This window comes from Georgenia sp. Z2081, from assembly GCF_055326445.1.
The window spans coordinates 611278-636461 of record NZ_JBUZNK010000001.1 but is presented as its reverse complement, the minus strand read 5'-3'; the positions used below and the strand labels follow the sequence as shown (position 1 = coordinate 636461).

26 protein-coding genes are annotated in these 25184 nt (G+C 72.6%); 11 read left to right on the top strand and 15 right to left on the bottom strand.

The genetic code is table 11. The features are described 5' to 3' along the window. Positions 1-51: 51 nt before the first annotated feature. The 3 genes from ACZLKG_RS03005 to ACZLKG_RS02995 are packed head-to-tail and all read right to left on the bottom strand — an operon-like array spanning position 52 to position 2686. Positions 52-1068, bottom strand: a complete 1017-nt coding sequence (locus ACZLKG_RS03005) for an ABC transporter ATP-binding protein (RefSeq protein ID WP_425707667.1) — start codon at positions 1066-1068, stop codon at positions 52-54. Next, complete coding sequence (locus ACZLKG_RS03000; protein ID WP_463647906.1) at positions 1065-1862, bottom strand: ABC transporter permease; 798 nt, start codon at positions 1860-1862, stop codon at positions 1065-1067. The genes ACZLKG_RS03005 and ACZLKG_RS03000 overlap by 4 nt, the downstream gene beginning before the upstream one ends. Then, entirely contained in the window at positions 1859-2686 is an 828-nt protein-coding gene (locus ACZLKG_RS02995) for an ABC transporter permease (RefSeq protein ID WP_463647905.1), read from the bottom strand. The genes ACZLKG_RS03000 and ACZLKG_RS02995 overlap by 4 nt, the downstream gene beginning before the upstream one ends. A 181-nt stretch (positions 2687-2867) precedes the next feature. Between ACZLKG_RS02995 and ACZLKG_RS02990 the strand changes: the two genes are divergently transcribed. Beyond that, on the top strand, positions 2868-3839 hold the full coding sequence (locus ACZLKG_RS02990) for a LacI family DNA-binding transcriptional regulator (protein ID WP_463647904.1): 972 nt from the start codon (positions 2868-2870) through the stop codon (positions 3837-3839). 192 nt (positions 3840-4031) lie between these two features. Here ACZLKG_RS02990 and ACZLKG_RS02985 read toward each other — a convergent pair whose 3' ends face one another. Further along, a complete protein-coding gene (locus ACZLKG_RS02985; protein ID WP_463647903.1) occupies positions 4032-5129 on the bottom strand; it encodes an alpha/beta hydrolase in 1098 nt (365 codons plus the stop codon). A 162-nt stretch (positions 5130-5291) separates the two neighbouring features. Here ACZLKG_RS02985 and ACZLKG_RS02980 point away from each other — a divergent pair, with 162 nt between their 5' ends. Then, positions 5292-6494 (top strand): O-antigen ligase family protein, encoded by a 1203-nt coding sequence (locus ACZLKG_RS02980; protein ID WP_463647902.1) that lies wholly within the window; start codon positions 5292-5294, stop codon positions 6492-6494. A 193-nt stretch (positions 6495-6687) separates the two neighbouring features. Here the strand turns inward: ACZLKG_RS02980 and ACZLKG_RS02975 are convergent, their stop codons facing one another. Further along, the gene (locus ACZLKG_RS02975) at positions 6688-7386 is read right to left on the bottom strand and encodes a biliverdin-producing heme oxygenase (RefSeq protein ID WP_425707661.1); all 699 of its coding nucleotides are present in this window, start codon (positions 7384-7386) and stop codon (positions 6688-6690) included. A gap of 101 nt (positions 7387-7487) precedes the next feature. Further along, positions 7488-8171: a Crp/Fnr family transcriptional regulator gene (locus ACZLKG_RS02970; protein WP_425707660.1), complete on the bottom strand. Its 684-nt coding sequence runs from the start codon at positions 8169-8171 to the stop codon at positions 7488-7490. 124 nt (positions 8172-8295) lie between these two features. Between ACZLKG_RS02970 and ACZLKG_RS02965 the strand changes: the two genes are divergently transcribed. Then, positions 8296-8532 (top strand): heavy-metal-associated domain-containing protein, encoded by a 237-nt coding sequence (locus tag ACZLKG_RS02965; protein ID WP_425715550.1) that lies wholly within the window; start codon positions 8296-8298, stop codon positions 8530-8532. 128 nt (positions 8533-8660) lie between these two features. Then, positions 8661-10691: a heavy metal translocating P-type ATPase gene (locus ACZLKG_RS02960; protein WP_463647901.1), complete on the top strand. Its 2031-nt coding sequence runs from the start codon at positions 8661-8663 to the stop codon at positions 10689-10691. 178 nt (positions 10692-10869) lie between these two features. Here the strand turns inward: ACZLKG_RS02960 and ACZLKG_RS02955 are convergent, their stop codons facing one another. Beyond that, the gene (locus ACZLKG_RS02955; RefSeq protein ID WP_463647900.1) at positions 10870-12354 is read right to left on the bottom strand and encodes an RNB domain-containing ribonuclease; all 1485 of its coding nucleotides are present in this window, start codon (positions 12352-12354) and stop codon (positions 10870-10872) included. Positions 12355-12489: 135 nt separating this feature from the next. On the opposite strand from ACZLKG_RS02955, the gene ACZLKG_RS02950 reads away from it, so the two are divergent. After that, a complete protein-coding gene (locus ACZLKG_RS02950) occupies positions 12490-13035 on the top strand; it encodes a CinA family protein (protein WP_463647899.1) in 546 nt (181 codons plus the stop codon). 8 nt (positions 13036-13043) lie between these two features. Here the strand turns inward: ACZLKG_RS02950 and ACZLKG_RS02945 are convergent, their stop codons facing one another. From ACZLKG_RS02945 to ACZLKG_RS02935, 3 genes are all read right to left on the bottom strand, one after another. After that, entirely contained in the window at positions 13044-14126 is a 1083-nt protein-coding gene (locus ACZLKG_RS02945; RefSeq protein ID WP_463647898.1) for a 3-deoxy-7-phosphoheptulonate synthase, read from the bottom strand. 554 nt (positions 14127-14680) lie between these two features. Next, positions 14681-15310 (bottom strand): SRPBCC domain-containing protein, encoded by a 630-nt coding sequence (locus ACZLKG_RS02940; protein WP_463647897.1) that lies wholly within the window; start codon positions 15308-15310, stop codon positions 14681-14683. Positions 15311-15313: 3 nt separating this feature from the next. Next, entirely contained in the window at positions 15314-15631 is a 318-nt protein-coding gene (locus ACZLKG_RS02935) for an ArsR/SmtB family transcription factor (RefSeq protein WP_463647896.1), read from the bottom strand. A gap of 116 nt (positions 15632-15747) precedes the next feature. On the opposite strand from ACZLKG_RS02935, the gene ACZLKG_RS02930 reads away from it, so the two are divergent. Beyond that, positions 15748-15951, top strand: coding sequence for an AbrB/MazE/SpoVT family DNA-binding domain-containing protein (locus tag ACZLKG_RS02930; protein WP_463647895.1), 204 nt, complete (start codon positions 15748-15750; stop codon positions 15949-15951). A 119-nt stretch (positions 15952-16070) separates the two neighbouring features. On the opposite strand, the gene ACZLKG_RS02925 is transcribed toward ACZLKG_RS02930, so the two are convergent. Together ACZLKG_RS02925 and ACZLKG_RS02920 are read right to left on the bottom strand one after the other, a co-directional pair. Then, positions 16071-16913: a formate/nitrite transporter family protein gene (locus tag ACZLKG_RS02925; RefSeq protein WP_463647894.1), complete on the bottom strand. Its 843-nt coding sequence runs from the start codon at positions 16911-16913 to the stop codon at positions 16071-16073. Between the two features lie 84 nt (positions 16914-16997). Beyond that, the gene (locus ACZLKG_RS02920; RefSeq protein ID WP_463647893.1) at positions 16998-18098 is read right to left on the bottom strand and encodes an FUSC family protein; all 1101 of its coding nucleotides are present in this window, start codon (positions 18096-18098) and stop codon (positions 16998-17000) included. A 134-nt stretch (positions 18099-18232) separates the two neighbouring features. Between ACZLKG_RS02920 and ACZLKG_RS02915 the strand changes: the two genes are divergently transcribed. The 4 genes from ACZLKG_RS02915 to ACZLKG_RS02900 all read left to right on the top strand — a co-directional run bounded on the left by ACZLKG_RS02915 (position 18233) and on the right by ACZLKG_RS02900 (position 22215). Next, positions 18233-18961 (top strand): glycosyltransferase family 2 protein, encoded by a 729-nt coding sequence (locus ACZLKG_RS02915; RefSeq protein ID WP_463647892.1) that lies wholly within the window; start codon positions 18233-18235, stop codon positions 18959-18961. Positions 18962-19089: 128 nt separating this feature from the next. Further along, the gene (locus ACZLKG_RS02910) at positions 19090-19659 is read left to right on the top strand and encodes a CinA family protein (protein ID WP_463647891.1); all 570 of its coding nucleotides are present in this window, start codon (positions 19090-19092) and stop codon (positions 19657-19659) included. Continuing rightward, positions 19656-20726, top strand: coding sequence for an acyl-CoA dehydrogenase family protein (locus tag ACZLKG_RS02905; RefSeq protein WP_463647890.1), 1071 nt, complete (start codon positions 19656-19658; stop codon positions 20724-20726). Before ACZLKG_RS02910 ends, ACZLKG_RS02905 begins: the two co-directional genes overlap by 4 nt. Further along, positions 20719-22215, top strand: coding sequence for a bifunctional PIG-L family deacetylase/class I SAM-dependent methyltransferase (locus ACZLKG_RS02900; protein ID WP_463647889.1), 1497 nt, complete (start codon positions 20719-20721; stop codon positions 22213-22215). Before ACZLKG_RS02905 ends, ACZLKG_RS02900 begins: the two co-directional genes overlap by 8 nt. Before the next feature lie 5 nt (positions 22216-22220). Here the strand turns inward: ACZLKG_RS02900 and ACZLKG_RS02895 are convergent, their stop codons facing one another. Then, positions 22221-23225, bottom strand: coding sequence for an O-antigen ligase family protein (locus ACZLKG_RS02895; RefSeq protein ID WP_463647888.1), 1005 nt, complete (start codon positions 23223-23225; stop codon positions 22221-22223). 520 nt (positions 23226-23745) lie between these two features. On the opposite strand from ACZLKG_RS02895, the gene ACZLKG_RS02890 reads away from it, so the two are divergent. Continuing rightward, positions 23746-24339 (top strand): hypothetical protein, encoded by a 594-nt coding sequence (locus ACZLKG_RS02890; RefSeq protein ID WP_463647887.1) that lies wholly within the window; start codon positions 23746-23748, stop codon positions 24337-24339. Between the two features lie 79 nt (positions 24340-24418). Here the strand turns inward: ACZLKG_RS02890 and ACZLKG_RS02885 are convergent, their stop codons facing one another. Together ACZLKG_RS02885 and ACZLKG_RS02880 are read right to left on the bottom strand one after the other, a co-directional pair. After that, on the bottom strand, positions 24419-24808 hold the full coding sequence (locus ACZLKG_RS02885; protein WP_463647886.1) for a type II toxin-antitoxin system VapC family toxin: 390 nt from the start codon (positions 24806-24808) through the stop codon (positions 24419-24421). Continuing rightward, positions 24805-25062: a FitA-like ribbon-helix-helix domain-containing protein gene (locus tag ACZLKG_RS02880; RefSeq protein WP_463647885.1), complete on the bottom strand. Its 258-nt coding sequence runs from the start codon at positions 25060-25062 to the stop codon at positions 24805-24807. The genes ACZLKG_RS02885 and ACZLKG_RS02880 overlap by 4 nt, the downstream gene beginning before the upstream one ends. Between the last annotated feature and the right edge of the window lie 122 nt (positions 25063-25184).

The following is a 25184-nucleotide window of genomic DNA, read 5'->3' as shown; positions in this document are numbered from 1 at the left end:
CGGCGTCGGGCAGGGGGTGGGTGTCGTGCGGCGTCGGGCGGGCGAGAGGTGTCAGGCGGCCTCGGCCGCGATCGGGACCACGTGGTGCTCGGGCACGAGCACGCGCACGGGATCGCCCGTGGCGAACTGCGGTGCCGTCGAGGCGCGCAGGTCGGCGGTGACCTCGACGCGTTCCCCGGCCGGGTCGGTCGCCGCCACCGTGACGAGGACGTCGACGCCGCGGTAGGCCACGTCGAGGACGGTGCCGGACAGCTCGAGCCCGGTCGGCGCGCCGGCCGACCCGGCCGACTCGGTGACCAGCTGGAGGTGCTCGGGTCGGACGGTGAGAAGTTCGCCGTCGGGGGCGTGGAGGAAGTTCTCGTAGCCGAGGAACTCGGCGACGAACCGGTTGGCGGGCGCCGGGAAGACCTCCTGGGGCGCGCCCTGCTGCTGGATCCGGCCGTCCTTCATGAGGACCATCTCGTCGCTCATCTCCAGGGCCTCGTCCTGGTCGTGCGTCACGAGCACCACGGTGAGGCCGGTCTCGGCCTGGATCCGCCGGATCTCGGCGCGCATCTGGATGCGCAGGCGGGCGTCGAGGTTGGACAGCGGCTCGTCGAGCAGGAGCAGCTCGGGGCCGATGGTGATGGCGCGAGCGAGCGCCACGCGCTGCTGCTGGCCGCCGGAGAGCTTCTTGGGCTTCTGCCCGGCCAGGTGCGCGAGACCGACGAGCTCGAGGGACTCCGCCACGCGGCGGGCCCGCTCGGCCTTCCCCACGCGGCGGACCTTGAGGCCGTAGGCCACGTTGTCGGCCACCGTCATGTGCGGGAAGAGCGCGTAGGACTGGAACACCATGCCGAGGTTGCGCTTCTCGGGCGGCGTACGCGTCGCGTCCTTCCCGCCGATGAGGATCGTGCCCGAGGTGGGCGCGAGGTAGCCGGCGAGCATGCGCAGGCTGGTGGTCTTGCCGCAGCCGCTCGGGCCGAGCAGGGTCGTCAGTCTCCCCTCGGGGATGGTGAGGTCGATGGCGTCGACGGCGGTGAAGTCGCCGAAGACCTGGCTCACGCCGATGAGCTGTGCGGCGGTCATCCGTTGATCCCTCCGAACACCTTGGCGAACCCGAGGGTGCGCTCGGTGATGATGGCGATCAGCACGGTGCCGGCAAGGATGAGCACGGAGATCGCGGCGATGATGGGCGTGTAGTTCTGCTGGACGTAATCGAGCATGACGACGGGCAGGGTGCGGAAGTCGCGGCTCTGCAGCAGCAGGGACAGCGGCACGTTGTTGAACGAGGCGATGAAGCTGAGCAGGGCGGCCGAGATGATGCCCGGCCGCAGGAGCGGCAGCGTGACGGTGAAGAAGGTGTGCACGGGCCCCGCGCCGAGCCCGCGGGCGGCCTCCTCGGCGGCCGGGTCGATGAGGGCCAGCGACGCGCCCGTCACGCGCACGGCGTAGGGGAACATCAGCACCGTGTGGCCGAACAGGAGGGTCTCGAAGTTGCCGAGCCCGAGGCCGATCATCAGCTGCTGGTAGAGCGCGAGGCCGACCACCAGCTCCGGGACGATGAGCGGGGAGAGGAACAGGCCCTCCACCAGGCCCTTGCCGGGCAGGCGGCCGCGGTGGATGGCGAGCGTGACCGGCACGCCCAGGGCGAGCGCGATGAGGGTGGCGAGCAGCGCGAGCTGGAGGCTGGACACGAGCGAGGTCATGAACGGCGCGTACGTCACCGCCTCCTCGAACCAGCGCAGCGACCAGCCCTCGGGCGGGAACCGGAGCGTGCTGCCGGAGCTGAACGCCGTGACGACGACGAACAGGATCGGCACGATCATCACGATGTAGCCGAGGACCGCGAGGGCCGCGGCGACGGGGCGTCGGGTGTTCATGAGGTCGCTCCCCTGCGGCCGATGACGGCCGAGATGCCCGAGATCGCGAACACGAGGATCGTCATGATGAGGGCGGTGGCGCTGGCGGCGGCCCAGTCGATCGTCGTGCTGGCGTAGGTGTAGAGCTGCGTGGCGAGGACGCGCTCGCGCGAGCCGCCCAGGAGGTAGGGGGTGGTGTAGGCGGTGATCGAGCCGGCGAACACGAGGACCGAGGCGACGACGACGCCCGGCAGGGACAGCGGCAGCACCACGGTCCAGAACGTGCGGATCCTGCCGGCGCCCAGGCCGCGGGCAGCGTCGTCGAGCCCTGGGTCGACCTGCGCGACCGCGGAGTAGGAGGCGACGACGGCGAGCGGCAGGAACAGCTGGGTGAGGCCGAGGACGATCGCCAGCGGCGTGTAGAGAAGCTGGGGCGCCTCGTCGACGAGGCCGAGGCGGAGCAGGAGCTGCGGGATCGCGCCCTGCGAGCCGAGGACCACGAGCCAGCCGAAGGTGCGGACCACGGAGCTGAGCAGGAGCGGGAAGATCGCCAGCGCGAGCAGCACGCCGGCCCAGCGGGAGGTCGACCGGGCGAGCAGGTAGGCGATCGGGAAGCCGAGCAGGATGCACAGGATCGTCGTGATGAGGCCGAGCCCGAGGGTGCGACCGATGATCGCGAGGTCGTAGGGGTCGGTGAGCATCTGCCCGAGCCGGGCCAGGACCTCGCCGGTGGTGACGTCCGGCGGCGCGAGCAGCATCGCGACGGCCGGGACGAGGAAGCCGACGAGCAGGACGGCCAGGCCCGGCAGGAGCAGGAGGGCGGTCGAGGTACGCGTCTGACGCATCGGCGTTCCTCCTTCGTGGTCACGACGACGGACGGTCGACTCGGCACTGAGTGAGTGCAACCGGTTCCACAACCGGTTACGGTGGGACAGTACAGATCGATCCGGTCCGTGTCGACGTCGACCGGGCTCCGGACGTCCCGCAGGCGGACACAATGCGAGGAACGACGAGGAAGGAGGCCCGGTGGCCACGCTGAGCGATGTCGCGGCGCGCGCACGGGTCTCGAAGGCGACGGCGTCGCGCGCGCTCAACCGGCCCGACCTCGTGGCACCGGCGACCGTCGAGCGGGTGCAGGCGGCGGCCGCCGAGCTCCGCTTCGTGCCCAACCGCGGGGCGCAGCTGCTCGCGCGCGGGCGGACCGGGATCGTGCCCCTGCTGGTCCCGACCCTGCACAACGCGTTCTTCACGCCGATCATCGCCGGTGCGCACGCGCGGGCCGAGGCCGCCGACCTGCACCTGACGGTGGCGGTGCACCCGATGGAGGACGAGGACGAACGCGCCCGCTTCGAGCAGCTGGCCGCGCAGGTCGACGGCATGATCGTCGTGGCGCCGCGCGGCGCGGACGACCTCGTGCGTCGGGCGTGCGCGCTCAAGCCGAGCGTGCTGGTGGACCGGGAGATCGACGGGATCCCGTCGGTGGCGGCGGACACGGCGGCGGCCTTCGCGGCCCTGGTGCGGCGGCTCGCGGCGGGCGGGCACCGGCGGATCGCCTTCCTCAACGGGCCCGAGCTGTCGTGGCAGAACGTCCAGCGCACGAAGGCGGTGGCCGCCGCTGCCCGGGCCGTTGGCGTGGAGGTCGAGGTGCTCGGCCCCTCCCCCGCGACGTTCGCCGCCGGATCCGCGCTGGCCGGGGCGGTCGCGGAATCGGGTGCGAGCGTGTCGATCCCCTATGCCTCTGACCTGGGGCTGGGCGTGCTGTTCGAGCTCATCGCCCGTGGTCAGGCGCGGTTCGGGCAGGGCACGGCGCCGGACGGTGCCGTCGAGGTGGTCGGGGTCCCCGGCGCGACGGCGGTGGACGTCGACGGCGAGGCCCTGGGTGCGGCGGCGATGGACCAGCTCCTGCCCCTGCTCGGCGGTGAGGCGCCCGTGTCACCGACGCGGCGGCTCGAGGTGCCGCTGGCCGAGCAGTGGACGGGGCCGCGCGGGCGGGCGTGAGCGCGTCAGTGTGGGTGGCGGAGGGGCCCGGGTGACAGGAGCGGGGCGCCCCGCTCCCCCGCCCACCTGGCCTCTCGTACTCATCGCGCCGAGACCATGGGTGGTGCGTCGAGGCCATGGCTAGCGCCCATGCTCTCGAGACACGACCCATGCTCTCGACGAAGGAACTGCGATGATCACCCGGGGACGCGCCTAACCACCACCGATCTGTGCACGCGTGAAGAAGCACTCGGCGCTCCGGTTGATGATCCGGTGCGCACACCGAGCGCCGATGGGACCTGACAGCCCGACCCAGCGGGCCCAGGGGAACCAGTGGGGCGCGTCGGTGAAGTCGATGTGGAACATGCCGGGGATGCTGACGAGCCGCCCGGTGCCCGGCGATTGACGTGCGAGCGCCGCTCTCATCGACCCCAGGGTCTTCTCGATGACCTCTTCCGGCCAACCACCCGCCCGTCGACGCTCACGGCGCATATCCTCAGCGGGCCGGGTCAGCCACAGCGCAGCGCACGGGATCCCGTCGGCAGCGACCGACGCCGGCATCGCCGCGTCCATCATCAGGCAGGCCGCGATCCGCGGGTCCGTCCGGGCTGCCGCCGCCGCGACGGTGCCGCCCAGGGAGACCCCGACGACGCCGGCCGATCCCGTGCTGCTCGTCCGGGCAAGCACCGGGTCCCGGGCGATCTCGTCGAGCACGACGCTGACGTCGACCGCCAGGTGCGCGATGACCTCGTCCTCGCCGAGCCCGTCGTAGAGATGCCCGCGCCGCCTCATCCTCACCACACGGCCGTCGGCCAGCCGGGTGCGTGCGGAGACAAAGGGCTGATCGACCCCGACGACGACGTAGCCGTGCGACGCGAGCGCCTCGGCAAGGATCGTGTGGGCGGTAACGATCACAGGGAGCTCGATCCCACGCACGACGCGCGCATTGATGATCGCGTTGGTCCGCGATCGCGCGAGCTTGCGGAAGAGGAAGGCCGGAGGCGAAGTGCGGCCACCGGTCACCTCCCGCAGCGCCTGGAGGAGCGAGGCGAACACGTCGGGCGCATCGGCCAGGTAGATGCTTCGCTCCCCGCGGCTCGCCGTCGTCGGGTACCAGACCTGGGCGACGAGCTCGCGGACCTCGCCCGGTTCGGACGAGAGGATCTCGGTCCTGGTGCGATCCTCCCAGTGCCGGCTCGTCGTGCCGACCCCGAACGGGCCGCCCGGCCGCGGCAAGCGCACGGGCCGGAACAGCGCGGCACCGACGACGCCGACGACCGCTGCGCCCACCATCCATGCCCTCGCGCGCATCCTGGTGAGTGTGGCAGAACCAAGGTGTGCGGATGCGGCCCCTGGCGCCAGATACACCGGCTCCGCGGGTGGCGGCCACAGACGTCGAGCGATCTCGACCGCGCGTTCACGGACGATCTCCCGTCACCCCCGCGTTGCCCGACTTCGCTAGCGTCGACCTACGTGCCCCCACACGCGTCACCCGGGCTCCCCCGGCCCGAGGACACCTCCATCAACGACCCGCGAGCGAGCACAGGCACCGCCGCCCGCGCCCGCCTGGCCGGTGCCGATCGCTCCGCACGACGCGCCCTCACTCTCCTCGGCCTTAGCTCGCGCGCCGACCTCCTGCTGGTGCTCGCCGTCGGCCTCTGGATCGTCTACGCGGCGATCGGCACGCTCGCTCACGGCGGCCCGCTCGCCGACGCCCTGCCCTACCTCACGGCGCCGCTCGTCATCCTCGCCGGCGTCGTCGCGGGGCGCGCCCTCGCCTCCCGCACCGGAGCAACCCCCGACGACGGCACCACCACTCCCTTACGCCGGTGGCAGGCCCTCACCGCCTCGACGCTCACCTGGGTCGTCGTGCTCGTCGCCGGACTGGCACTGCTCGTCCCGTTCTACGCCAACGCCCAGGCGGCGCTCGGCCTCCAGCTCGTCGCCCTGGCCGGATTGTTCGCGCTGAGCTCCCGGGCTCACTCGACAGATCCCCACGAGCCCGCTCCCTCCCGCACGCACCACCTCACGGCCCCGGTCCCGATGCTCATCGCCGCCGTCCTCGGCGTGCTCCTGGCCGGCCGCGCCCAGGCGGCCGGGGCTCTCGTCGTCGTCCTGACGGTCGTCCTCACCCTCGCGCTCGCCCGCCGCGACCACCTCTCCCGACGCCGCCTCACCGCCCCGCGCACCCTCGCCATCGGCGGTGGTGCCGTCATCGCCGTCGCGGCCGCCGTCGTCACCTGGCTCGGCGGCCTGTCGACCTGGCCGACCTGGCTGTCGACCTCCGGCAGCCCCAGCGGTGCCCGCCACGCCCTGTGGGCCGACGCCCTCGAGCTGTGGTCGCAGCGTCCGCTGACCGGCTCGGGCCCGGGCTCCTTCGCCGCGTCCTCACCGATCGCCGCCACGCGCGCCGACCTGTCCGAGGTGCACTCCTCGGTCCTGCAGGTCGCCGCCGAGCTCGGCCTGGTCGGCGTCCTGCTGCTGGCGGGGCTGCTCGCGGCAGGCCTGGCCGCCGGGGCGCAACGCGGAGGTCGCGCGGCGCTCGTGGCCACCACGGCCTGGACCGCTCTGGCGGTGCACTCGATGATCGACCACCTCTACGAGTTCCCGCCCGTCACCCTGGCCGCGGGCCTCGTCCTCGGCTGGGCCTCGGCCCCGCACCACCGACCTGCTTGACCACGCGCCCACTGTCCGACCGGCCACGTACCCCGCTCAGCCCCATCCACCTCCTCCGCAGCCCCACCACTTCATCGAAAGGATGGGTTCTGTCACGAAAGGATGGGCAGAGGGCATACCCTCGTGACACAACCCATCCTCTCGAAGCGGGAGAGACGGTCTGAGTCCCGACGCGCGAGGTAAGGGATGCGACTCAGGCCGCCCCCGACGACGCCGTCTCGCGCCCGCCCTCCGCCGCGGCCACGTGCCTCTCGCCCAGTGCGACGAACACCGCCGCGTTGAGGTCGAAGGCCACCTTGGCCTCCTCGACCACCCGATCGCGCTGCTCGGACGCGAACGCGGCGTCGTCGATCAGTGCCCGGTAGCGGTCCTTGAACGGCTTGACCTTCTCGATCCCGGTGAAGGTGTAGAAGGTCAGATCGTCAGCGGTCATGCCGTAGTGGCGCTGGAGCATCCGCGCGATGGCCTGGCCGCCGGAGAGGTCGCCGAGATAGCGGGTGTAGGCGTGCGCCAGGTAGGTGGCCGCGTCCGCGATGCCCTCCAGCCGCGCCACGTAGGTCTCGGTCGCCGCCAGCACGGGGAGCTCCTTGCGCCAGGTCGGGCCGGCGAGGGTGGCGAGGTCCGCCTCCAGGCTCGGCACCCGCCGCAGCTCAGGCAGCACGAAGGCCGCCGCCACCGGGTCACCACCTGTCCCACCACCGACCAGCCGGTCACCCGCACCCTCGAGCGCGGTGTAGATCGCGTGGTGCTGACGGGCCAGGTCGACATACGCCGCACGGCCCAGGCGCCCGCCCATAAGGTCGCTGACGAAGGAGCGCGTCTCGGCGTGCTCGTGCTGCGGCCGGGTGGCGTCCCGCAGGACCTCGGACAGCGGCTGGGTGGTGGTGGCCATGGGGGCTCCTGGGTTGCTGACGGCACGTCACGATCAAGCGTACTGACAGCCTGTCGTCAAACCGATGCTCAGGCAAGCCTTACCTCGCCAGCCACCACCAGTCACCCCGGCTCCGCGACCTCCTCGAGCGCGTCGATGTCCAGCAGCTCCACGTCTCGCCGCCCCTGCAGGCGAATGATCCCGCGGTCGGACAGCGCCGCCAGGCGCCGGCTCAGGGTTTCCGGCGTCGTGCCCAGGTAGCCCGCGATGTCCTGCTTGGCCATCGGGAGCCGCACCGCCACCACCGAGTCGCGCACGCTCACGGGCAGGTCGAGCAGGTAGGCCGCCACGCGAGCGCCGACGTCGCTGGAGGTGACCGCGGCCAGCAGCCGTTCGGTCGAGTGCAGCCGATCGGACAGCGTGCGCAGGATCCGTTGGGTGATGTCGGGGTAGCGCCCGAGCAGCGCCGAGAGGTCGTCGTGGTCCAGCGCGCACATCTGGCTGTCCTCGATCGCGACGACGAGGTCCTCGGACCGCTGCCCGGTGAGGAAGGCCCGCTCCCCCACCACCTCGCCCGCGCCGGCGGTCCGCAGCACCTGCTCGTGCCCGTTGGCTGAGGTCTGGCTGACCTTGAGCCGTCCGCTGTGCACCACGAGCACTCGGGTCACCGGTTGTCCGGGCAGGTGCACGGTCTCGCCCCTGGCCACCCGCAGGGGTCGCACGACCTCCGCCACCGTCTCCTGCTCGGCGCGCGTCAGCCCCTGGAAGATCGGGACCCGGACCACGCACAGATCAGGCTCGGACATACCCGGAATCTACCCGGCGCCCCTCACCTCGCACGGACTTGACCTGCGTCAAGGAGAATCCCGCGCCACCTTCCTAGATTGCGAAGACACCGCAATCCACGACGAAAGGACAGGTGAGATCGACATGACCACCACCGCCGCCACCACCCGCACGATCCTCCGGGCCGAGGGCTTCTCCTGCCCCTCGTGCGTGGCCAAGATCGAGAAGCAGGTCGGCCGGCTCGACGGCGTCGAGAACGTCACCGTGCACTTCGCCTCCGCCCGTATCGAGATTGACCACGACCCGGTCCGGGCCTCGGTCGACGACCTCGTCGCTGCCGTGGCCAAGGCGGGCTACAGCGCCGCCCCCTCGGCGTTCTGACCCCCGGCCACTCACTCCACGTCAGGAGAGGGAGGGCGCCCCGCCCTCCCTCTCCTCATCGCCCCGGTCCTCCTCCACCCACCCATCACCAGCTTCTCCACCTCGCGACGGGAAAGGTCGTGACTCACGTGCACACGCTTCAGCGCCGGCTGCGCGGGAACTGGGCAGTTCCCGCGATCTCCGGTGCGCTCATCCTCATCTCCTTCGCCCTGCAGCACGTCGCCGGCGGCGCGGCGAACCTCGCGCTGACGCCCCAGTGGTGGCTCGACGCCGGACGGCACGCCACCCACGCCACGGGCGTCTTCACCCTGGCCGACGTGTTCATGCTGACCGCGGCGGTCGTCGCCGGATACCCCATCGTGGTCAAGGCCCTGCGCGCCCTGACCGCGCGCGTCATCGGCATCGACCTGCTGGTCTCCGTCGCGGCGATCGGCGCCGTCGTCATCGGCAACTTCTGGGAGTCCGCCGCCGTCACCTTCCTGTTCGCCGTCGGGCATGCGCTGGAGTCGGCCACGCTGAGCAAGACCCGCTCGGCGCTGGCCGAGCTGGTGGCCGTCGCCCCGGACACCGCGATCGTCGTCCGCGACGGCGCGCAGCAGGAGATCCCCGCCGGTCAGGTCGCGATGGGCGAGGTCGTCCTGGTGAAGAACGGTGCGAAGGTTCCCGTCGACGGCGAGGTCGTCTCCGGCACCGGCGCCCTGGACGAGGCCTCCATCACCGGCGAGTCGATCCCCGTCGAGAAGGCCACCGGCGACCAGGTCTTCGCCGGCACCGTCTCCCGCGGCGGCTTCCTCCAGGTGCGCGCCACCGGGATCGGCGCCGACACCACGCTCGCCCGCATCATCCACCGGGTCGAGGAGGCCCAGGACGCCAAGGCGGCCACCCAGACCTTCATCGACCGCTTCTCCCGCTGGTACACCCCCGGCGTCATGGTGCTGGCCCTCGTCGCCGGCCTACTGACCGGTGACATCGTCCTCGCGCTGACGCTGCTGGTCATCGGCTGCCCCGGCGCCCTGGTCATCTCCATCCCGGTCGCCATCGTCGCCGGCATCGGCCGCGCCGCCCGCTCCGGCATCCTCATCAAGGGCGGCGAGTACCTCGAGACGTCGGCGCGGATCTCCGCGGTCGCCGTCGACAAGACCGGCACCCTCACCGAGGGTCGGCCCGAGCTGACCGACGTCGTCGTCCTCGACCCCGCGATGGACCGCACCGAGGTACTGGCCTGGGCCGCCGCCGCCGAGGCCGGCTCCGAGCACCCGCTCGCCCGCCCGATCCTCGAGGCGGCCGCGGCCCAGGGCGTCGCCCCGGATGCCATCGACGGCGCTGTCACCCCGGTCCCCGGCAAGGGCATCGCGTCGGTCGTGGACGGCCGCCAGGTCCTCATCGGCAACGCCGCCCTGCTCGCGCACCACGAGCTCCCCGAGCAGCCCGACGCCGAGCAGGTCGCCGACTCGCTCGCCGCTCAGGGGAGGACCCCGATGATCGTCGCGCTGGACGGCGCCGTCATCGGCGTCCTGGCGGTGGCCGACCAGGTCCGCACCGACGCCGCCGAGATGGTCGAGCGCCTGCACCGGGCAGGGGTGTCGACGGTCGTCATGCTCACCGGTGATACCCACCGGGTCGCCGAGGCCGTCGGCGCGGCGACCGGCGTCGACGAGGTCCGCGCCTCCCTGCTCCCGGAGGACAAGCTCGACGCCGTCGCGGAGCTGCAGCGTCAGGGGCACACCGTGGCGATGGTCGGCGACGGCGTCAACGACGCCCCCGCGCTGGCCACCGCCGACATCGGCGTGGCGATGGGCGCCGCCGGGTCCGCGGTGGCGGTGGAGACCGCGGACATCGCCCTCATGGCCGACGACCTGCTCAGGCTCCCCCAGGCCATCGACCTGGCGCGGCGCACCGCGCGGATCATGCGGCAGAACATCGCGGTCGCGCTGGCCACGGTGGTCGTGCTGCTGGCCGGTGTCTTCGCCGGTGGCGTGACGATGTCGGTGGGCATGCTCGTCCACGAGGCCTCGGTTCTGGTGGTCATCGCCAACGCCATGCGGCTGCTCCGGCTCCGCGCCGGTGCGGGTTCGAGCGCCGGCCGCACCCCGGAACGGCGGACCGAGCAGGATCCTGCCGTGCGGCGCACACGGGACGATCGCGCAGCCGCCCGCTGAACCCGCGGTGGTCCCGCCGTGCGAGGGCAGCGCCACCGGGTCCGCCCGGTCGGCCTGCTCCGCCAGCCCCCCAATCGAAAGGATGGGTCGTGTCACGAGAGGATGCCCTCAGTCCATCCGCTCGTGGCACAACCCATCCGCTCGTCGCAGAGGCCGCAGCGCTCACCGGACCCCGCCCCTACACCACCTCGACGCGCACCTTTCTGGCCTGTACATCCACCTCGGCCACGCGCACAGTCACCTCGGCGCCCAGCTCGAGGCCCTCCCCCTCGACGACGGCGTGCACCGCCGGCTCGGCCACCTGGACCTCACCGCGCTGCGGCTTCTTCTCGTCGACGTCCACGACCACCCCGCGCAGCTCCTCCCCCTCGCGGCCGCGCAGCACGAGAGCCTCCATGGCGTCGACGGCGCCGCGCTCGTAGGCTCCCGCGCGCCGGCCGCCCGCCCCCATCGCTGAAGGAAGCTCGGGCAGTGCCTCGGTGACCCACGCCGGGACCTCCCGGTCGGCCGCGATCGCCAGGCACGCCTCGAGCCCGTACCGGTCGACGAGCCGGCGCAGCGGCGCGGTGACGTGTGCGTAGTCGGACGCGATCGCGGCGTGCTGGGTCGACATCACATCCCCGCCCTCGCCGTCGTCCCCGCCCTGACCGGGCGAGACTGGCAGCGCCAGGTACCCCGCCCCGCGGAACAACGCCGTCGCCTCGTTGAGGAACGCCGCCCCCTCGGGCGTGCTCGCCTTTACCGACCGCACGAGGTCCGGATAGGTCATCCCGTCCGGCCACGGCACGCCCAGCGCGTGGGCGGTCCGCCGCAGCTTCGCCACGTCCTTCTCGCGCGCCGGCGGCAACGTCCGCAGCACACCGACGCCCGCCCCGAGCATCATCTCCGCGGCCACGATCCCGGTGAGCAGGGAGATCTGCGCGTTGTAGCCCTCGACCTCCAGGACGGTGCGGCTGTCGAGGACGTACCGCCCGCCGTCGCCGAGCTCGACGACCTGCTCGGGCAGGTCGAGCGAGACCGCCCCGCGGGCGACCTCCTGCGCCTGCCGGGCCCGCCCCACCTCGGCCAGCAGCCGCGGCAAATCATCGGGCACACCCGCCGAAAGCGAAGCCTTGCCGTCGAGGGCGTCCTGCACCTGGTCGTAGGTGAGCTGCGCCCGCGACCGTACGAGCGCCCGCTCCACCGCGGAGGACCGCACCTCACCGGTGGAGTCGATCCGCACGTCCCACACGCAGGCCGGCGCCACCTGGCCGGCCAGCAGGCTCGCCGCACCGGCGGAAAGCACCTCGGGGTGCAGGGGCACGGACCCGGTGGGTCCGTAGACGGTCATTGCCCGACGTCGGACCTCAGCGTCCAGCGCCCCGCCCGGCGTGACGAACGACCCGACGGAGGCGATCGCGTAGCGGATGCGGTGGCCGTCGCCGTCGGGCTCGATGAGGACCGCCTGGTCGAGGTCCCGTGCGCCGGGCGGGTCGATGGTGACCAGGTCGAGGTCGGTGAGGTCCTTCTCCGGGAGCACGACGTCGCGCACCGCCGCCTCGGCCTCGGCGAGCACCTCGGGGCTGAACTCGGTGGGGAGCTCGAGCTCGGCGGCCAGGGCGTCGAGGGCGGCCGTGAGCTCCTCGGGGGCGGCGGTGTTGATCCTCAGGTGTCGTGTGGGCACGCGTCGACAGTAACGAGACCGGAGTCACTGCGCTGTCCGCGCGCTCGACGACGAGCCCTCTACGATCGACCCTGCGCGTGACCCGACGGCCCGGAACCCCCGACGTCGAGCGTCCCGGCCGCAGGAAGGACCGCAATGGTGACGTTCTCGGAGGAGCACGAGGCGCGGGCCGCCGCGATCGCCGAGCGCCTGTCGGAGGTCCTGTTGGCCCACGGCCTTCAGGCCGCCGTCGCCGAGTCCCTCACCGGCGGCAAGATCGCCACCCAGCTGGCGGCCGCACCCGAGTCGGGGCGATGGTTCGCCGGCGGCGTCGTCAGCTACTCCGCCCGGGTCAAGCGCAGCCTCCTCCGGGTCCCGCCCGGCCCGGTCATCTCCCGGCAGGCGGTGGAGGCCATGGTCCGCTCGGTGAGCCGACTGATGGGCGCAGACATCGCCGTCGCCGCCTCCGGAGCCGGCGGCCCCTCCGAGCAGGAGGGACAGGAGCCGGGCACCACCTGGCTCGCCGTCCTCGCCGGGGACGAGGTGCGCTCCGAGCTGCACCACTTCGACGGTGAGCCGCTCGAGGTCCTCGCCCTGACCGAGGAACGCGCACTGGAGATGCTCTGGGAGGCTGCGCAGCGCTGGGCGCCCGGCACCTCACGGCACCCCCCGCACGACGACGCCGCACCGATCACCGACTGACCGCGCTGTCAGCCGCGCCGCCCACGCAGCGCCCGCCGCGCCACCACCGCCCGGGCGAGCCGCTCGAGCACGTCCTCGGTGGTCTGCCAGGACATGCACGCGTCGGTCACCGACTGCCCGTAGGTCAGGCCGCTCGGCGCCGGCTCCTGACGGCCGGCCACGAGGAAGCTCTCCAGCATCACCCCGACGACGCCACGCTCCCCCGCCCCGACGGCGTCAGCGATCTCGCCGGCCACCTGCGCCTGGCGCACGTGGTCCTTGCCGCTGTTGGCGTGGCTGGCGTCCACGACCAGCCCCGCGCTCCGACCCGCGCGGCGCAGCAGGCCCAGGGCCGCCTCGACGGCAGCCGGCCCGTAGTTGGGTCCGCCCCTCCCGCCACGCAGGATGACGTGGCCGTCGGGGTTGCCGGCGGTGTCCACGAGCACGGCGCGTCCCTCGTCGTCGACGCCGAAGAACGTCTGCTCGGCGGCGGCCGCGACGGACGCGTCGATCGCGACCTGGACGTCGCCGTCGGTGCCGTTCTTGAAGCCGACCGGCATGGACAGCCCGGACGCCAGCTGCCGGTGCACCTGGGACTCCACGGTGCGCGCGCCGACGGCGCCGTAGGTCACGATGTCGGCGATGTACTGCGGGGAGGTGGTCTCGAGGAACTCGCAGCCGGCGGGGATGCCGGCGTCCAGGACGTCGAGCAGGACGCGCCTCGCGGTGCGCAGGCCGCGGGGGACGTCGTATCCGCCGTCGAGGCCGGGGTCGTTGATGAGGCCCTTCCAGCCGACCGTGGTGCGCGGCTTCTCGAAGTACACGCGCATGACGAGGTCGAGCTCGCTGCCGAACCGCTGCGCCGCGCCGGCGAGGCGGTGCGCGTAGTCGATCGCGGCGGCCGGGTCGTGGACGGAGCACGGCCCGACGACGACGAGCAGGCGGTCGTCCCGACCGTAGAGGATGTCCTGGACCTCGCTGCGGGAGCGCGAGACGAGGGCGGCGGCGTCGCCGGGGAGCGGCTGCTCGGCGACGATCTCGCTGGGGGTCGGTAGCGGGGCCATGCGGCGCACGCGCAGGTCGACGGTGCGTTCGGTGGGGGTGACGGTCATGGGGCTCTCCTCGGACGGGGGCGGGTCGTCCCCGTCCGGAGCGCCCGCCATGAATGGCAAAGGGCGCGGACCCAATGGTCCACGCCCTGTCGGCTCCGGTTGCGCGCGTCAGCGAATGAACGCGCCGGCCGGGGCCGACACGTCAAACCAATACTGGCGAGCGGTATGCACGTGTGGAACCTACGTCCCCGCCACCGGTCGGCGTCACGCGCGTCTCGCCACGTGGGATCGACGGCGTTGCGGGCCGTGACTCCCCGTTGCCGCCCCGACCCCCCATTGCCGCCCGGCCCAACCTCCGTTAAATGGAGGGTTCGCACGGGTGCGTCACCAAGCGCCCGCGTCAGGCCCGACCTCCGTTATACCGAGAGCTCCCGCGGGCGCCACACCCGCTACCGTCCGCGCGAGACCAGCCGCGCCCCCTTGGCCCGGGGCCCGCCGTCCTCACGTGCCGACGTCGGCGCCCGCACGCGGCCCGACCTCCGTTATACCGAGGGGTAGCGCGGGTGCCTCACCCGCTCCCCTCCGGTCGCCACCGACCGGCTCCGGACCACCTGTCAGGCCTCGGCCAGCCGGGCGGCGTACACCTCCCGAAGCCGCTGCGCGGCATTCCGGTCGGGCGAACCGGCGGCACCACTCGCACCAGCAGGACCCGCGACACCCGCCGCGCCGGCAGAACCGGCCGCGCCACGCAGCATGAACTCCAGCTCGTCCAGGCACGCGTGCCAACCCGCGGCCGTACCGGCGTGCCCGAGTGGCCCGGGCTCGCCGGGCCACGTGGTGAACACCAGCCAAGTTCCGCCGTCGACGGGCTCGAGCTCGAACCGCAGGACGTCCGCCTCACCCTCCGAGTTGCCCCAGACCAGCTCGAAGAGCGTCGGCGGGTCGAAGGCCCGGATCAGGCCGGGGAGCACCTCGTCGGGATCCATGCCGGTCGTGTCCACGCCGGCCTCGTCGAGCATCTCCATGCTCTGCTGCGCCCCCTCGGGCCAGAACGGCAGCTGCACCTCGGCGCCGGCGACCCTCTCGCCGACGATGTCGGCCGGGAACCAGTGCCGCAGTCCGGCCGACTCGGTGAGGGCACGCCACACGGTGGCCGGCGGGTGCGCAAGGTGCCGCACGTACCGCAGTCGCACCTGCTCGCCGTCGCGCTCGACCGCGCCCAGTCGTCCGTGCTCGTCGGTCATGCCCTACTCCTCGTTCGTCTCGTCCAGGTGTCGTTCCAACGCGTCGAGCCGGTCGGCCCAGATCTCCCGGAACGGCTGCAGCCACGAGTCGAGGTCACGCAGCCCCTCCGGGGCGAGCCGGTACTGGCGCCATGGCCCCTCGACGCGGACCCGGACCAGCTCCGCCTCCCCCAGCACACGCAGGTGCTTGGACACGTTCGGCTGCGGGGCGTCCAGGGCGGCGACCAGGTCACCGGCCGACCGCTCGCCGTCGCGCAACAGCTCGAGGATGCGGCGCCGGGTCGGGTCCCCGATCGCCGTGAACACCTCACGCTCGGCCATGCCCCACGTATTCCTCTGCTGACATATGCCTGTCAAGGCATATATCCGACACATCTCTCACGAGCGCCCCTCGCCTCCGTATCGTGCAATACATCTGCCACGTGTCAGGAGGCGCGATGAGACTCAACAGCAAGGGTCAGGTCACCATCCCAGCCGAACTGCGACGTCGGCATGGCTTCTCCGAGGGGGACGAGGTCGACGTCGTCGACGACGGCGGCACGCTGCGCATCGTGCACAGCTCGCAGGGCGGGTGCGGGGGCGAGCGCGTGGTCGGCCGGTGCGCGGTACCGCGACCACAACCCGGTCCACCGACGAGCTGATGACGCTGCTGCGTGGCGAGTGAGCGCGCACCCGTACCCGGGCCTCTCCCTCGTCTCGCCGACGACGGAGTAGCCCGGTCGGCCGTGCGACCAGTCCGATCCGAACTCAGCAACCACCATCACCCCGCCTGCCGCTCGAGCTCCTCGAGCGTGAAGTCACCGCGCCTCAGCCCCTGCAGCAGCCGCCAGGTCCGCACCACGCGAGGCAGCGTGATGATCAACAGGCCGCCGAGCATGTTGAACGGGATGACCAGGCCGAACCACTGCAGGAAGTCCCCCACCGAGATCTCGGCGCCGGCGAACATCGCCGCGAAGACGACCAGCGCGTTGAGCGCGCCGTGCAGCATGCCGAACCCGATGAGCAGCAGACCGGAGGCCATGCAGGTCACGGCGGCCACGACGTCGTTGGAGGTGCCCTGCTGCATCCGCGTCGAGAGCGTGATCGTGGCCCCTGCCAGCACGGACAGCCCGATCGTCACGGCCAACGACGGTTGCTCGAGGTAGCTCAGCGCGCTGGCGGTGATGGTGGCGTGATACCCGGGCAGGGCGAGCACCATGAGCCAGGCGAACACGATGCCACCCAGGAGGTTGGTGACGAGACTGACCGACCACAGCCGGAGGATCTGCAGCCACGTCCCCTGGCCGGCGAGCACCGCGTTGATGGGCAGCAGGAACTCCTCGGTGAACAGCTCGGAGTGCGCGAGCCTGAGCGCCAGCAGGCCGATCCCGAAGGCCATGCCGGCGAGGATGTCGGAGCCCGTGGCCTGCTTGACGAGCAGCATCGCGAGGATGCCGAGCCCGACGTCGATCCCGCCGAAGAACCCCGTGACGATCAGCTCGGGCCAGGTCCGGTTCAGCCGCTCCGAGCCCTTGACCACGGTGGCGGCGGCCTCCTGAGCCAGCCCGTCCTCGATGTCGAAGTCCGTGTGGCCGAGGCGCCGCCGCTGCTCGCTCTGATCCATCCGCTCAGCGTAAGGACGCGCGCCGAACCTCGCCGACCGGGCCGCCTACCTGCCGGCGAGCACCGGCTGCCCGTCGACGCGTGCCTACGACGAACCGCTGGTTCGCGGATTGCTCGCCCCGGCCTCGCGCGCCTCGCGGGCCGAGGCGACGTCGTCGATGATGACGACGATGTGCCGCATGCCGGACAGGAGGGAGCCGTAGAGCGGCCAGCTCTCCGCCGGCAGCTCGTGCTCGTGGGACAGGTCCCGCGCCAGGTCGGTCAGCCGGCCGAGGACCGGCTCCACGTCCGCGTCGGGATCGGCGACGGCGTGACCCGTGTCGCGCACGATCGCAGTCCACCGCTCGCGGAAGTCCTCGTCCCAGGCGCCCTCGGCGTAGGCGGCCTCGTACAGGGTCCGAGCCAGGTGACGCAGGTGCGAGATCCCCTCGTCGACGCGCTCGAGGATGTTCTCGTAGCTGACCTCCTCGTCTGCCCTCGACCGTGAAGCGAGGCGCTCCCGGGGGTTGTACCGCCGGCTCTCGGTGGCGAAGCGCACCGACTGCCACGCGGTGTTCAGCTCGTGGGTCATCGACTCGATCTCGTCCCGCCACGCTTCGGCCTTGTCGGTCTCCCAAGAGTTCGAGAACTCGTCGGCCATGTTGACCAGGACGTTTCCGATCCGGCGGTTGATGCTGTCCACGTAGCGCGACGCCTGCTGATCGCGCAGCGGCGGGATGACCAGCAGGTTGACCGCCACCCCGATGCCCACGCCGAGGCCGACCTCGATGATGCGGTCGAGCAGCAGCGGTTGTTGCTCGGAGAATCCGCTGCCGAGGACGAAGATCGCGGTGGTTGCGATCGCGACGCCCTCGTCCCGGATCCAGGTGATCCGCGCTCCGGCCAGCCCGACGAACAGTGCGAGAGCGAAGGTCCACACGCTGACGCCGAGGTAGGCGCCCACCAGGAACGACAGTCCGACGCCCAGCGCCGAGGCCACCGTCGACTGCACCCCGCGCGACAGCGATCGGTGGACCGTTGCGTGCACGGTCAGCAGCGCCGTCCACGGAGCGAGGAAGGGCAGCGGGGAGCTGAGCACGGTGGTTGAGACCCACCACGCCGCGGTGGCCGCGGCGACGCTCTTGAGGATCTGCAGCAGGTCGGTCGTGAACTGTGGCCGCAGGGCCAGCTCTCGCAGTCGACGCATCCGCCCATTGTCCCTGCACCCGGCGCCGCCCCTGCAGGCCACCTCGCCGTGCGAGACGGTCCGCGCTGTGGTGCACTGCCCGTGACGGCGTGCACTCGCGCGCGTCGACCCGGCACACCGTGAGGAGGCCAGTCGTGAGCGTGGGTCCTGCGCGCCGGCCCGACGTCTGCGTCGTCGTCCCCGCGCGTGACGAGGAGGCGCTGATCGGGCGCACGCTCGACTCCCTGCGGGCGGCCGCCGGAGCGGCCGGGGCGGAGGTGAGCGTCATCGTCGTCGCCGACTCGTGCACCGACGGCACCGCGGCGATCGCCCGGGCCTGCGGCGCGGAGGTGCTCGAGATCGAGGCGCGCAACGTCGGTGCCGCCCGCCAGGCCGGCTGCGACCGCGCGCTGCTGTCCGGCGCCGCACCGGACCCGCGCTCCTGGATCGCGACGACGGACGCGGATTCCGTGGTCCCCGAGGACTGGGTCGCGGCGCACCTTCGATACCGGTCGAGGCAGGTCGACCTCGTGGTGGGGACCGTCGCGCTGGAGGGCGGTCACGCCGAGGATCCCCTCGCCCGCGCCTGGGCTGAGCAGTACGCGAGCGCCGTCAGCGCGCGCGGCCACGACCACGTGCACGGCGCCAACCTCGGCCTCTCCGCGCAGGCCTTCCGGCTCCTCGGCGGCTTCCGACCGCTGCGGACCGGCGAGGACGTCGACCTCGTGCGCCGCGCCGCGGCCCGTGGGCTGTGCACGGTGCGCGCCCTGGACATGCCCGTCGTCACCTCCCGCCGCACCGCCGGCCGCGCACCCGCCGGCTTCGCGGACGATCTCGCCCACCTGGCCGGCGCGCTCGCCCCGGCCAGGGTGCGCACCGGCTGACCGGGGCCTCGACGCGCCAGGCGGCCCCCCACCGCCCTCGCCCGACGACCACCGCAGCGCGAGGCACCGGCACGCGCGCTCCGAGCAGCGATCGACACAAGCACCGCCCGAGCACAGGAAGGACCGCGATGGTGACCTACTCGCAGGAGCACGAGGAGCGAGCCGGAGGGATCGCCGAGCGCCTGGCCGCCGTCCCGCTGGCGAACGACCTCAGGGCCGCCGTGGCCGAGTCCCTCACGGGCGGAAACATCGCCACCCAGCTGGCGGCGGCGCCTGACTCCGGTGCGTGGTTCGGCGACGCCGTGGTCTGCTACTCCCCCGAGGTCAAGCGCCAGGGCCTCGACGTCCCGCCGGGCCCGGTCATCTCCCGGCAGGCGATGGAGACGATGGCGCGCTCGGTGGGCGTCCTGATGGCCGCCGACCTCGCGGTCGCGGCCTCCGGGGCCGGCGGCCCCTCGACCCAGGAGGGCCAGGAGCCGGGCACCACCTGGCTCGCCGTCCTCGCCGGGGACCAGGTGCGCTCGGAGCTGCACCACGTCGACGGCGAGCCGCTCGAGATCCTCGCCCGGACCGAGGAGCGCGCGCTCGAGATGCTGTGGGAGGCGGCCACGCGCTGGGGGCCCGACGACGAGCGGCACCAACAGCGCCCCTCCGCAGGGTCGACGAACGCGACCGACCCGACGGCGGCGCACCCGTGAGCCCCGCGCGCGGCACCTACGGTCCGCTGCTCACGGAGCTGGAGCTCCCTCTGCCGGGCCGCGGGGACACCCTCGCCCGATGGCGCGCCCTCGCGCGGCTGACGGCGCGGAACGTCGTGACCGGCCGGCTCGCCGAGGCACACGCCGACGCCGTGGCGATCACCACCGACCTCGGCGCCCCCGAGCTGGTGGAGCCCGGCTCCCACTGGGGCGTCTGGGCGGCCGAGCCACCCAGCCCCCGGCTCTACGCCGCCGAGGCGGGCGGCAGCTGGACGCTGTCCGGCACCAAACCGTGGTGCTCGGGCGCGTCGTTGTGCACGCACGCGCTCGTCACGGCCACCGTCGACGGGGACGGCGGTGCGGTGGCACTGTTCGCCGTCGACCTGCGCCGGCCCGGCGTCCGCGCCGTGCCGGACACGTGGCCGGCCGTGGGCATGGCGGACAGCGACTCCGGCTGGGTCGAGCTCTCGGAGGTACCCGCGCGCCGCCTGGGCAGCCACGCCGACTACCTCGACCGGCCCGGCTTCTGGCACGGCGGGGCCGGCGTGGCCGCCTGCTGGTTCGGCGGGGCCGCGGGCGTCGCGGCTCCCCTCCTGGCCCGGGCCGCGCGCCCCGGCGCCTCGGAGCTGGTCCGCGCGCACGCCGGCGCGACCGCCGCGGAGCTCGCGGCCGGGTGGGCGCTGCTCACCGAGGCCGCCGCGACGATCGACGCCGACCCCGACGACCGCGCGGGGCTGCGAACGGCGCGGGCCCTCTCGGTGCGCACCCGGATCGATCGCCTCGCCACCACGGTCCTCGAGCGGGTCGGCCGGGGCCTCGGCGCCGCCCCCCTGTGCGCGGACGGCGACCATGCACGGCGCGTGGCCGATCTCGGCGTGTACATCCGGCAGTCCCACGCCGAGGCCGACGAGGCCCAGATCGCTGCCGAGGTCGCCGCCCGGTCCGAGGCGGGCGAGGACGCGTCCGTCCTCTGGGGGTCGATCATCGGCTTCGACCCCAACGGCGGGGACACCCCGGAGCGACGCCCGGGGGCGGGCATGCCGGCGATCGCCGACGGCGATGCCTGAGCCGCTGTTCCGCGGAGACGCCGCGCCGGCCACGTCGGAGGCGGTGCTGCGGGAATTCGAGGACGGGCTCGAGCCGTGGACCCTGCGCGCGGCGCCGACCGGCGACCACCGCCCCGCCGACCTTGCCTCCGGCGACACCGCGACAACCGGGCCCGTCAGAGCGAACGAGTCCGCCGGGACCACCGACTCCGCCGAGGCACCCGCGCTGGTCGTCGTCTCCCCGCACCCCGACGACGAGGTGCTCGGCGCCGGCGCCCTGCTCGGCACGGCCGTCCGCGCCGGGATCCCCACGCTCGTGCTCGCGGTCACCGACGGCAACGCCTCCCACCCGCCCGAGCTCATCTCGCCGGAGGACCTCGCCGAGGTCCGCTCCGCGGAGTCCGACGTCGCACTTGCGACGCTAGCGGAGCTCGATGCCGATCCGGACCACGAGATCCGGCGGAGTCGGCTGCGGCTGCCCGACGGGCGAGTCTCCGAGCACGAGGACGCTCTCGCCGAGCGCATCGCCGAGGCGCTCGGCCAGCTCCCGCCGGGGACGTGGGTGGCCGCACCGCTGCGCCACGACGGGCACCCGGACCACGACGCCACCGGGCGCGCCGCGCGCCGAGCCCTGGCCCGCGTCCCCACTGCGCGACTCGTCGAATACCCGGTGTGGCTGTGGCAGCACACGCTGCCGCGGGAGCACCCGGGTGTCGACTGGGACTCTGCCCGGGTGCTGGTCGTCGACGACGAGCTCGACCACGCACGGTCCGCGGCGATGGCGGCTTTCCGCTCGCAGATCAGCCTCGACCTCGGCGTGCCCGTCGGCCCCGTGGGCGCGGACCCGGAGCACCAGGTGGTCCTGCCCCGCCGGGTGCGGGACCGGATGCTGCGCCGCCGCCAGGTCGTCTTCCCCCACGGCGCGGCCGGGTTCGCCGCGATCTACGACCGTGGGGAGGACCCGTGGTCGGTCGACGAGCGGTGGTACGAGGAGCGCAAGTACGCCCTGACGGTGGCCATGCTGCCGCGGCGGACGTTCCGGCGGGGATACGAGCCGGGCTGCTCGATCGGCGGGCTCACGGCGCTGCTGGCGGACCGCTGCGAGCAGCTCCTCGCCACCGACGTCGTCCCCGCCGCGCTGGAGACCGCGCGCGAGCGCGTCCCGCACCCGCACGTGGACTTCCGGGTCGGCGGCATCGCCGACTGGCCCGCGGGCGAGCTCGACCTCGTCGTGCTCAGCGAGCTCGCGTACTACCTCAGCGACAGCGAGTTCGAGGACGCCCTCCGCTACTCGCAAGAGTCCCTCGCGGAAGACGGGGTGCTCGCGGCGGCCCACTGGCGGCATGCGATCCCCGGCGCGTACCGCGATGCCGAAGCGATCCATCGTGCGCTGGCGGACCAGCCGGGGTGGGAGCAGCTGGCGTCCTACCGCGACGAGGACGTGCTCATCGAGACGTTCGGACCGCCGCGCCCGAGCGTGGCGAGCGGGGAGTTCTTCGGCGGCGGGTAGGACCGTCAGCCCCTGCGGTCGACCTCGCCGCGGGGGCCGCCGGCGGCCCCCGCCCAGCCGATGACCACGCCCGCGAGGAGCACCACCGGCGGGAACTCGTAGAGGTGGTCGATCATCGCGTGCACGGCGAGTGCGGTCCACGCCACCACCCCGACGACGCCGGACACCCCGCTCCCCCGCGCCGCCACCGCCAGGCCGGTCGCGAGCAGGCCGAGGAACAGCACGACTCCGATCGCACCGAGCTCCGACCCGACCTGCAGGATCGCCGAGTGCACCTCGGACAGGCTCGGGTCGGACGCCGCCAGCGCGGAGTGCTCGACGAACGAGCCCGGCCCCGCGCCCACGACCGGCGCCTGCGCCCACAGCTCGAGCGCGTCGGCCCACAGCGTGTGTCGTGCGCCGCTCAGGCTGCCGCTCCCGGTGAGGATCCCCGGCCACTGATCCCGGCTCCCGAGCCACACGACGCCGACGCCGGCCAGCCCGACGATCGCGCCGCCGGCCCAGGCCCACCTCCGCGCGCGCACGCGTCCGCCCCGCCACCGGGCGACCACCACGGCCAGCGCCCCGACGACGGCGAGCAGGAGCGCCGCCTGCGACCGCGACGCGAGCAGGACCCCAAGAACGACCAGCAGAACAGCCGAGATGACGCTGAGCGGAGTACGCTCGCTGAACCCCAGGCGCCGGACGGAGACCAGCATGAGCGCGCCGAGCGCCACGGCCTGGACCCCGATGGCCGCCTGCGCGTTGGCGTAGAACGCGTCGGCCGCGAGCACCGCGAGCGCGCCCACCACGGCGACCGGCGCGACCCACCAGCGCTCCCACTCCGTCACTAGCCGCCCACCGGCCAGCACGCCTAGAAGGAGGACGAGCGGTGCCGCCACGTAGGGCACCCATGACCCGGCCGTCGATGACGCAAGGGCCGAGGCGGCGAGCACCCACGCCACCCATAGGAGCGCGGCCCCCACCAGGTACCGGTCCGCCACCGGGCGGCGACCGTGAGGAACGAGCACGCTGAGAACGGTAGGTCAGCTCGACCTCCGCCGCGTCAGCGACCACCTGCGTCGGCATCAAGGGCCGGCCGACGCCGTAGCGACGCCCCGGCACACCCCTCCGACGCCGAACCCACACATCGAGTGCCGACCCCACATGCGCCGTGGGCAGGCTCGGCACCGACTCTGTGGGCTCGGCGGAAGAGTGTGGGGTCGGCGCTCAGCCCGCAGGCCGGGCGGCCCCGCGAGACGACGGCGCCTGCCCCACGTAGGCCTCACGCGTCGAACCATCCCCGCGGACGCAAAGCCGAAGGTCTCGGCATCGCCCCCCAACAGAATGACGAACCGTCGAGCGTAGCCACGGGCTCGCGGCGAGCGGCCACAACGCCACTTCGTCGGGAGAGTGCGGCACTAGAGCAACACCAGCATTGGTTGCACTGGGAGCACCGGCATCTTTCGAAATGCGCCGCACATCACATTAATCTTACGGTAGCACTCAGATATCCTTGAATTGACATTTCGAGAGCACGGGAGCGCACGGATGCGTAAATCAGTCTATGGATTGGCGTTGGTGGCGTTTGCAACGCTGACGGGATGCAGCGGCGACGAACCCACCGATGCCACCCCGTCCGGGGAAGCCAGCGAGTCGTCACCTGCATCGACGCAACAGGAGACCCCGTCCACCGATTCCACTTCGCAGTCGGTGGATGCCCGCGACCAGGTCTATCGCTGGGAGGAGAGCCCCGCCGAGACCGACCCTGAGCCCACATCGGAACCCGAACCCACGCCCAGTGCATCACCGCAGGTGGAAGCGCAAAGCTACGGATCACTAGTGGATCTGCGCGATGCTGCCGTCGCGGCTGGTTACGACTGCGCTACTTGGGAGCAGACGAACCACATGCCGATGGCAGCTCAATCGGGCAGTTGTTCGACCGAGGACGTCTTTTCAATCTACATCAACGCCGACGAAGCCAACGCGCAGGTTGAGACCAGCAGGGAGGTCTTCGCAGAGGTCGGGCAGTTTGAGTGGCTCGTCGGTGCGAACTGGATCATCAACGCGCCTTCCGACAGCCTGGAAATGCTTCGTGAGGCGATAGGCGGGGTTGTCGTCGTGCACGAAGGTTCAGAGCAATAGTGATGAACTAACCTCACGCAGGTGATTCACCCGCCTTCTCACCAGCGCCCCCGCGCGCCGAGGCGCCCGCACGGATCGGCTACAGGACCACGATCCGCGCGCCGTGGCCGCCCGAGCGAGCCAAGCGGCCGTCGCGCGTCACCAGCGGGCAGTCCATCGCCTCGGCCAGGGCGACATAGGCGGCGTCATAGGCGGAGACGTTGTGCCTCAACTGGAAGGCGCGCCGTCGCAGGGCGTGGCCGGACGGCCAGCGCCGCAGGGGCAGGTCGTCGAAATCGGTGAGCAGGTCCTCCGCCCGGGCCACGCTGAGGTGGCCTCCGAGGGTGAGCCCCCGCAGGGCAGAGACCACCTCGACGTCGATCAAGCTGGGGGCATGCAGGTCGTCCCGTGCAAGCCGGGCGCGTAGCTCGTCGGTCCCTGCCACCGCAGTGAGGGCATCGACCACTGCGGCGTTGTCCACGACGATCACGTCGGCGAACTCTGCGGGAGCTCGCCCTCGCGCTCCGCCCGCGCTTCGTCGAGCACGGTGACGGCAGACGCGGTCGCTCGTTCGCTGCGGCTGGCTGCGCGGTCGAGCACCTCGGCGGCCGTTGGCCGGGCGACCTCCTGCTCGATCAGCTTCAACAGGTAGGTGTTCAAGGACTCACCACGAGCGGCAGCCCGCGCCTTGAGCGTCCGACGCGCGTCGTCGGGCACGTTCCTGATCTGCACCAGCGAGGCCATGCATCCAGATTAGCTCACACTCTATGCAGAGTGTATGGATCAATGCGGCTCGGACAGCGCTGCGCGACCACACCACGTGGTCGCGCAGCGCCGCCGGCAAACCGGCTACCAGACCGCCGGCA

Coding starts and splice junctions, on each gene's coding strand:
- ACZLKG_RS02935 (WP_463647896.1), bottom strand. CDS start 15,631: ATGGCCGAGCGTGAGGTGTTCACGGCGATCGGGGACCCGACCCGGCGC.
- ACZLKG_RS02930 (WP_463647895.1), top strand. CDS start 15,748: ATGAGACTCAACAGCAAGGGTCAGGTCACCATCCCAGCCGAACTGCGA.
- ACZLKG_RS02995 (WP_463647905.1), bottom strand. CDS start 2,686: ATGCGTCAGACGCGTACCTCGACCGCCCTCCTGCTCCTGCCGGGCCTG.
- ACZLKG_RS02920 (WP_463647893.1), bottom strand. CDS start 18,098: ATGCGTCGACTGCGAGAGCTGGCCCTGCGGCCACAGTTCACGACCGAC.
- ACZLKG_RS02975 (WP_425707661.1), bottom strand. CDS start 7,386: ATGGCCACCACCACCCAGCCGCTGTCCGAGGTCCTGCGGGACGCCACC.
- ACZLKG_RS02925 (WP_463647894.1), bottom strand. CDS start 16,913: ATGGATCAGAGCGAGCAGCGGCGGCGCCTCGGCCACACGGACTTCGAC.
- ACZLKG_RS02950 (WP_463647899.1), top strand. CDS start 12,490: ATGGTGACGTTCTCGGAGGAGCACGAGGCGCGGGCCGCCGCGATCGCC.
- ACZLKG_RS02890 (WP_463647887.1), top strand. CDS start 23,746: ATGCGTAAATCAGTCTATGGATTGGCGTTGGTGGCGTTTGCAACGCTG.
- ACZLKG_RS02965 (WP_425715550.1), top strand. CDS start 8,296: ATGACCACCACCGCCGCCACCACCCGCACGATCCTCCGGGCCGAGGGC.
- ACZLKG_RS03005 (WP_425707667.1), bottom strand. CDS start 1,068: ATGACCGCCGCACAGCTCATCGGCGTGAGCCAGGTCTTCGGCGACTTC.
- ACZLKG_RS02940 (WP_463647897.1), bottom strand. CDS start 15,310: ATGACCGACGAGCACGGACGACTGGGCGCGGTCGAGCGCGACGGCGAG.
- ACZLKG_RS02945 (WP_463647898.1), bottom strand. CDS start 14,126: ATGACCGTCACCCCCACCGAACGCACCGTCGACCTGCGCGTGCGCCGC.
- ACZLKG_RS02880 (WP_463647885.1), bottom strand. CDS start 25,062: ATGGCCTCGCTGGTGCAGATCAGGAACGTGCCCGACGACGCGCGTCGG.
- ACZLKG_RS02970 (WP_425707660.1), bottom strand. CDS start 8,171: ATGTCCGAGCCTGATCTGTGCGTGGTCCGGGTCCCGATCTTCCAGGGG.
- ACZLKG_RS03000 (WP_463647906.1), bottom strand. CDS start 1,862: ATGAACACCCGACGCCCCGTCGCCGCGGCCCTCGCGGTCCTCGGCTAC.
- ACZLKG_RS02985 (WP_463647903.1), bottom strand. CDS start 5,129: ATGCGCGCGAGGGCATGGATGGTGGGCGCAGCGGTCGTCGGCGTCGTC.
- ACZLKG_RS02900 (WP_463647889.1), top strand. CDS start 20,719: ATGCCTGAGCCGCTGTTCCGCGGAGACGCCGCGCCGGCCACGTCGGAG.
- ACZLKG_RS02910 (WP_463647891.1), top strand. CDS start 19,090: ATGGTGACCTACTCGCAGGAGCACGAGGAGCGAGCCGGAGGGATCGCC.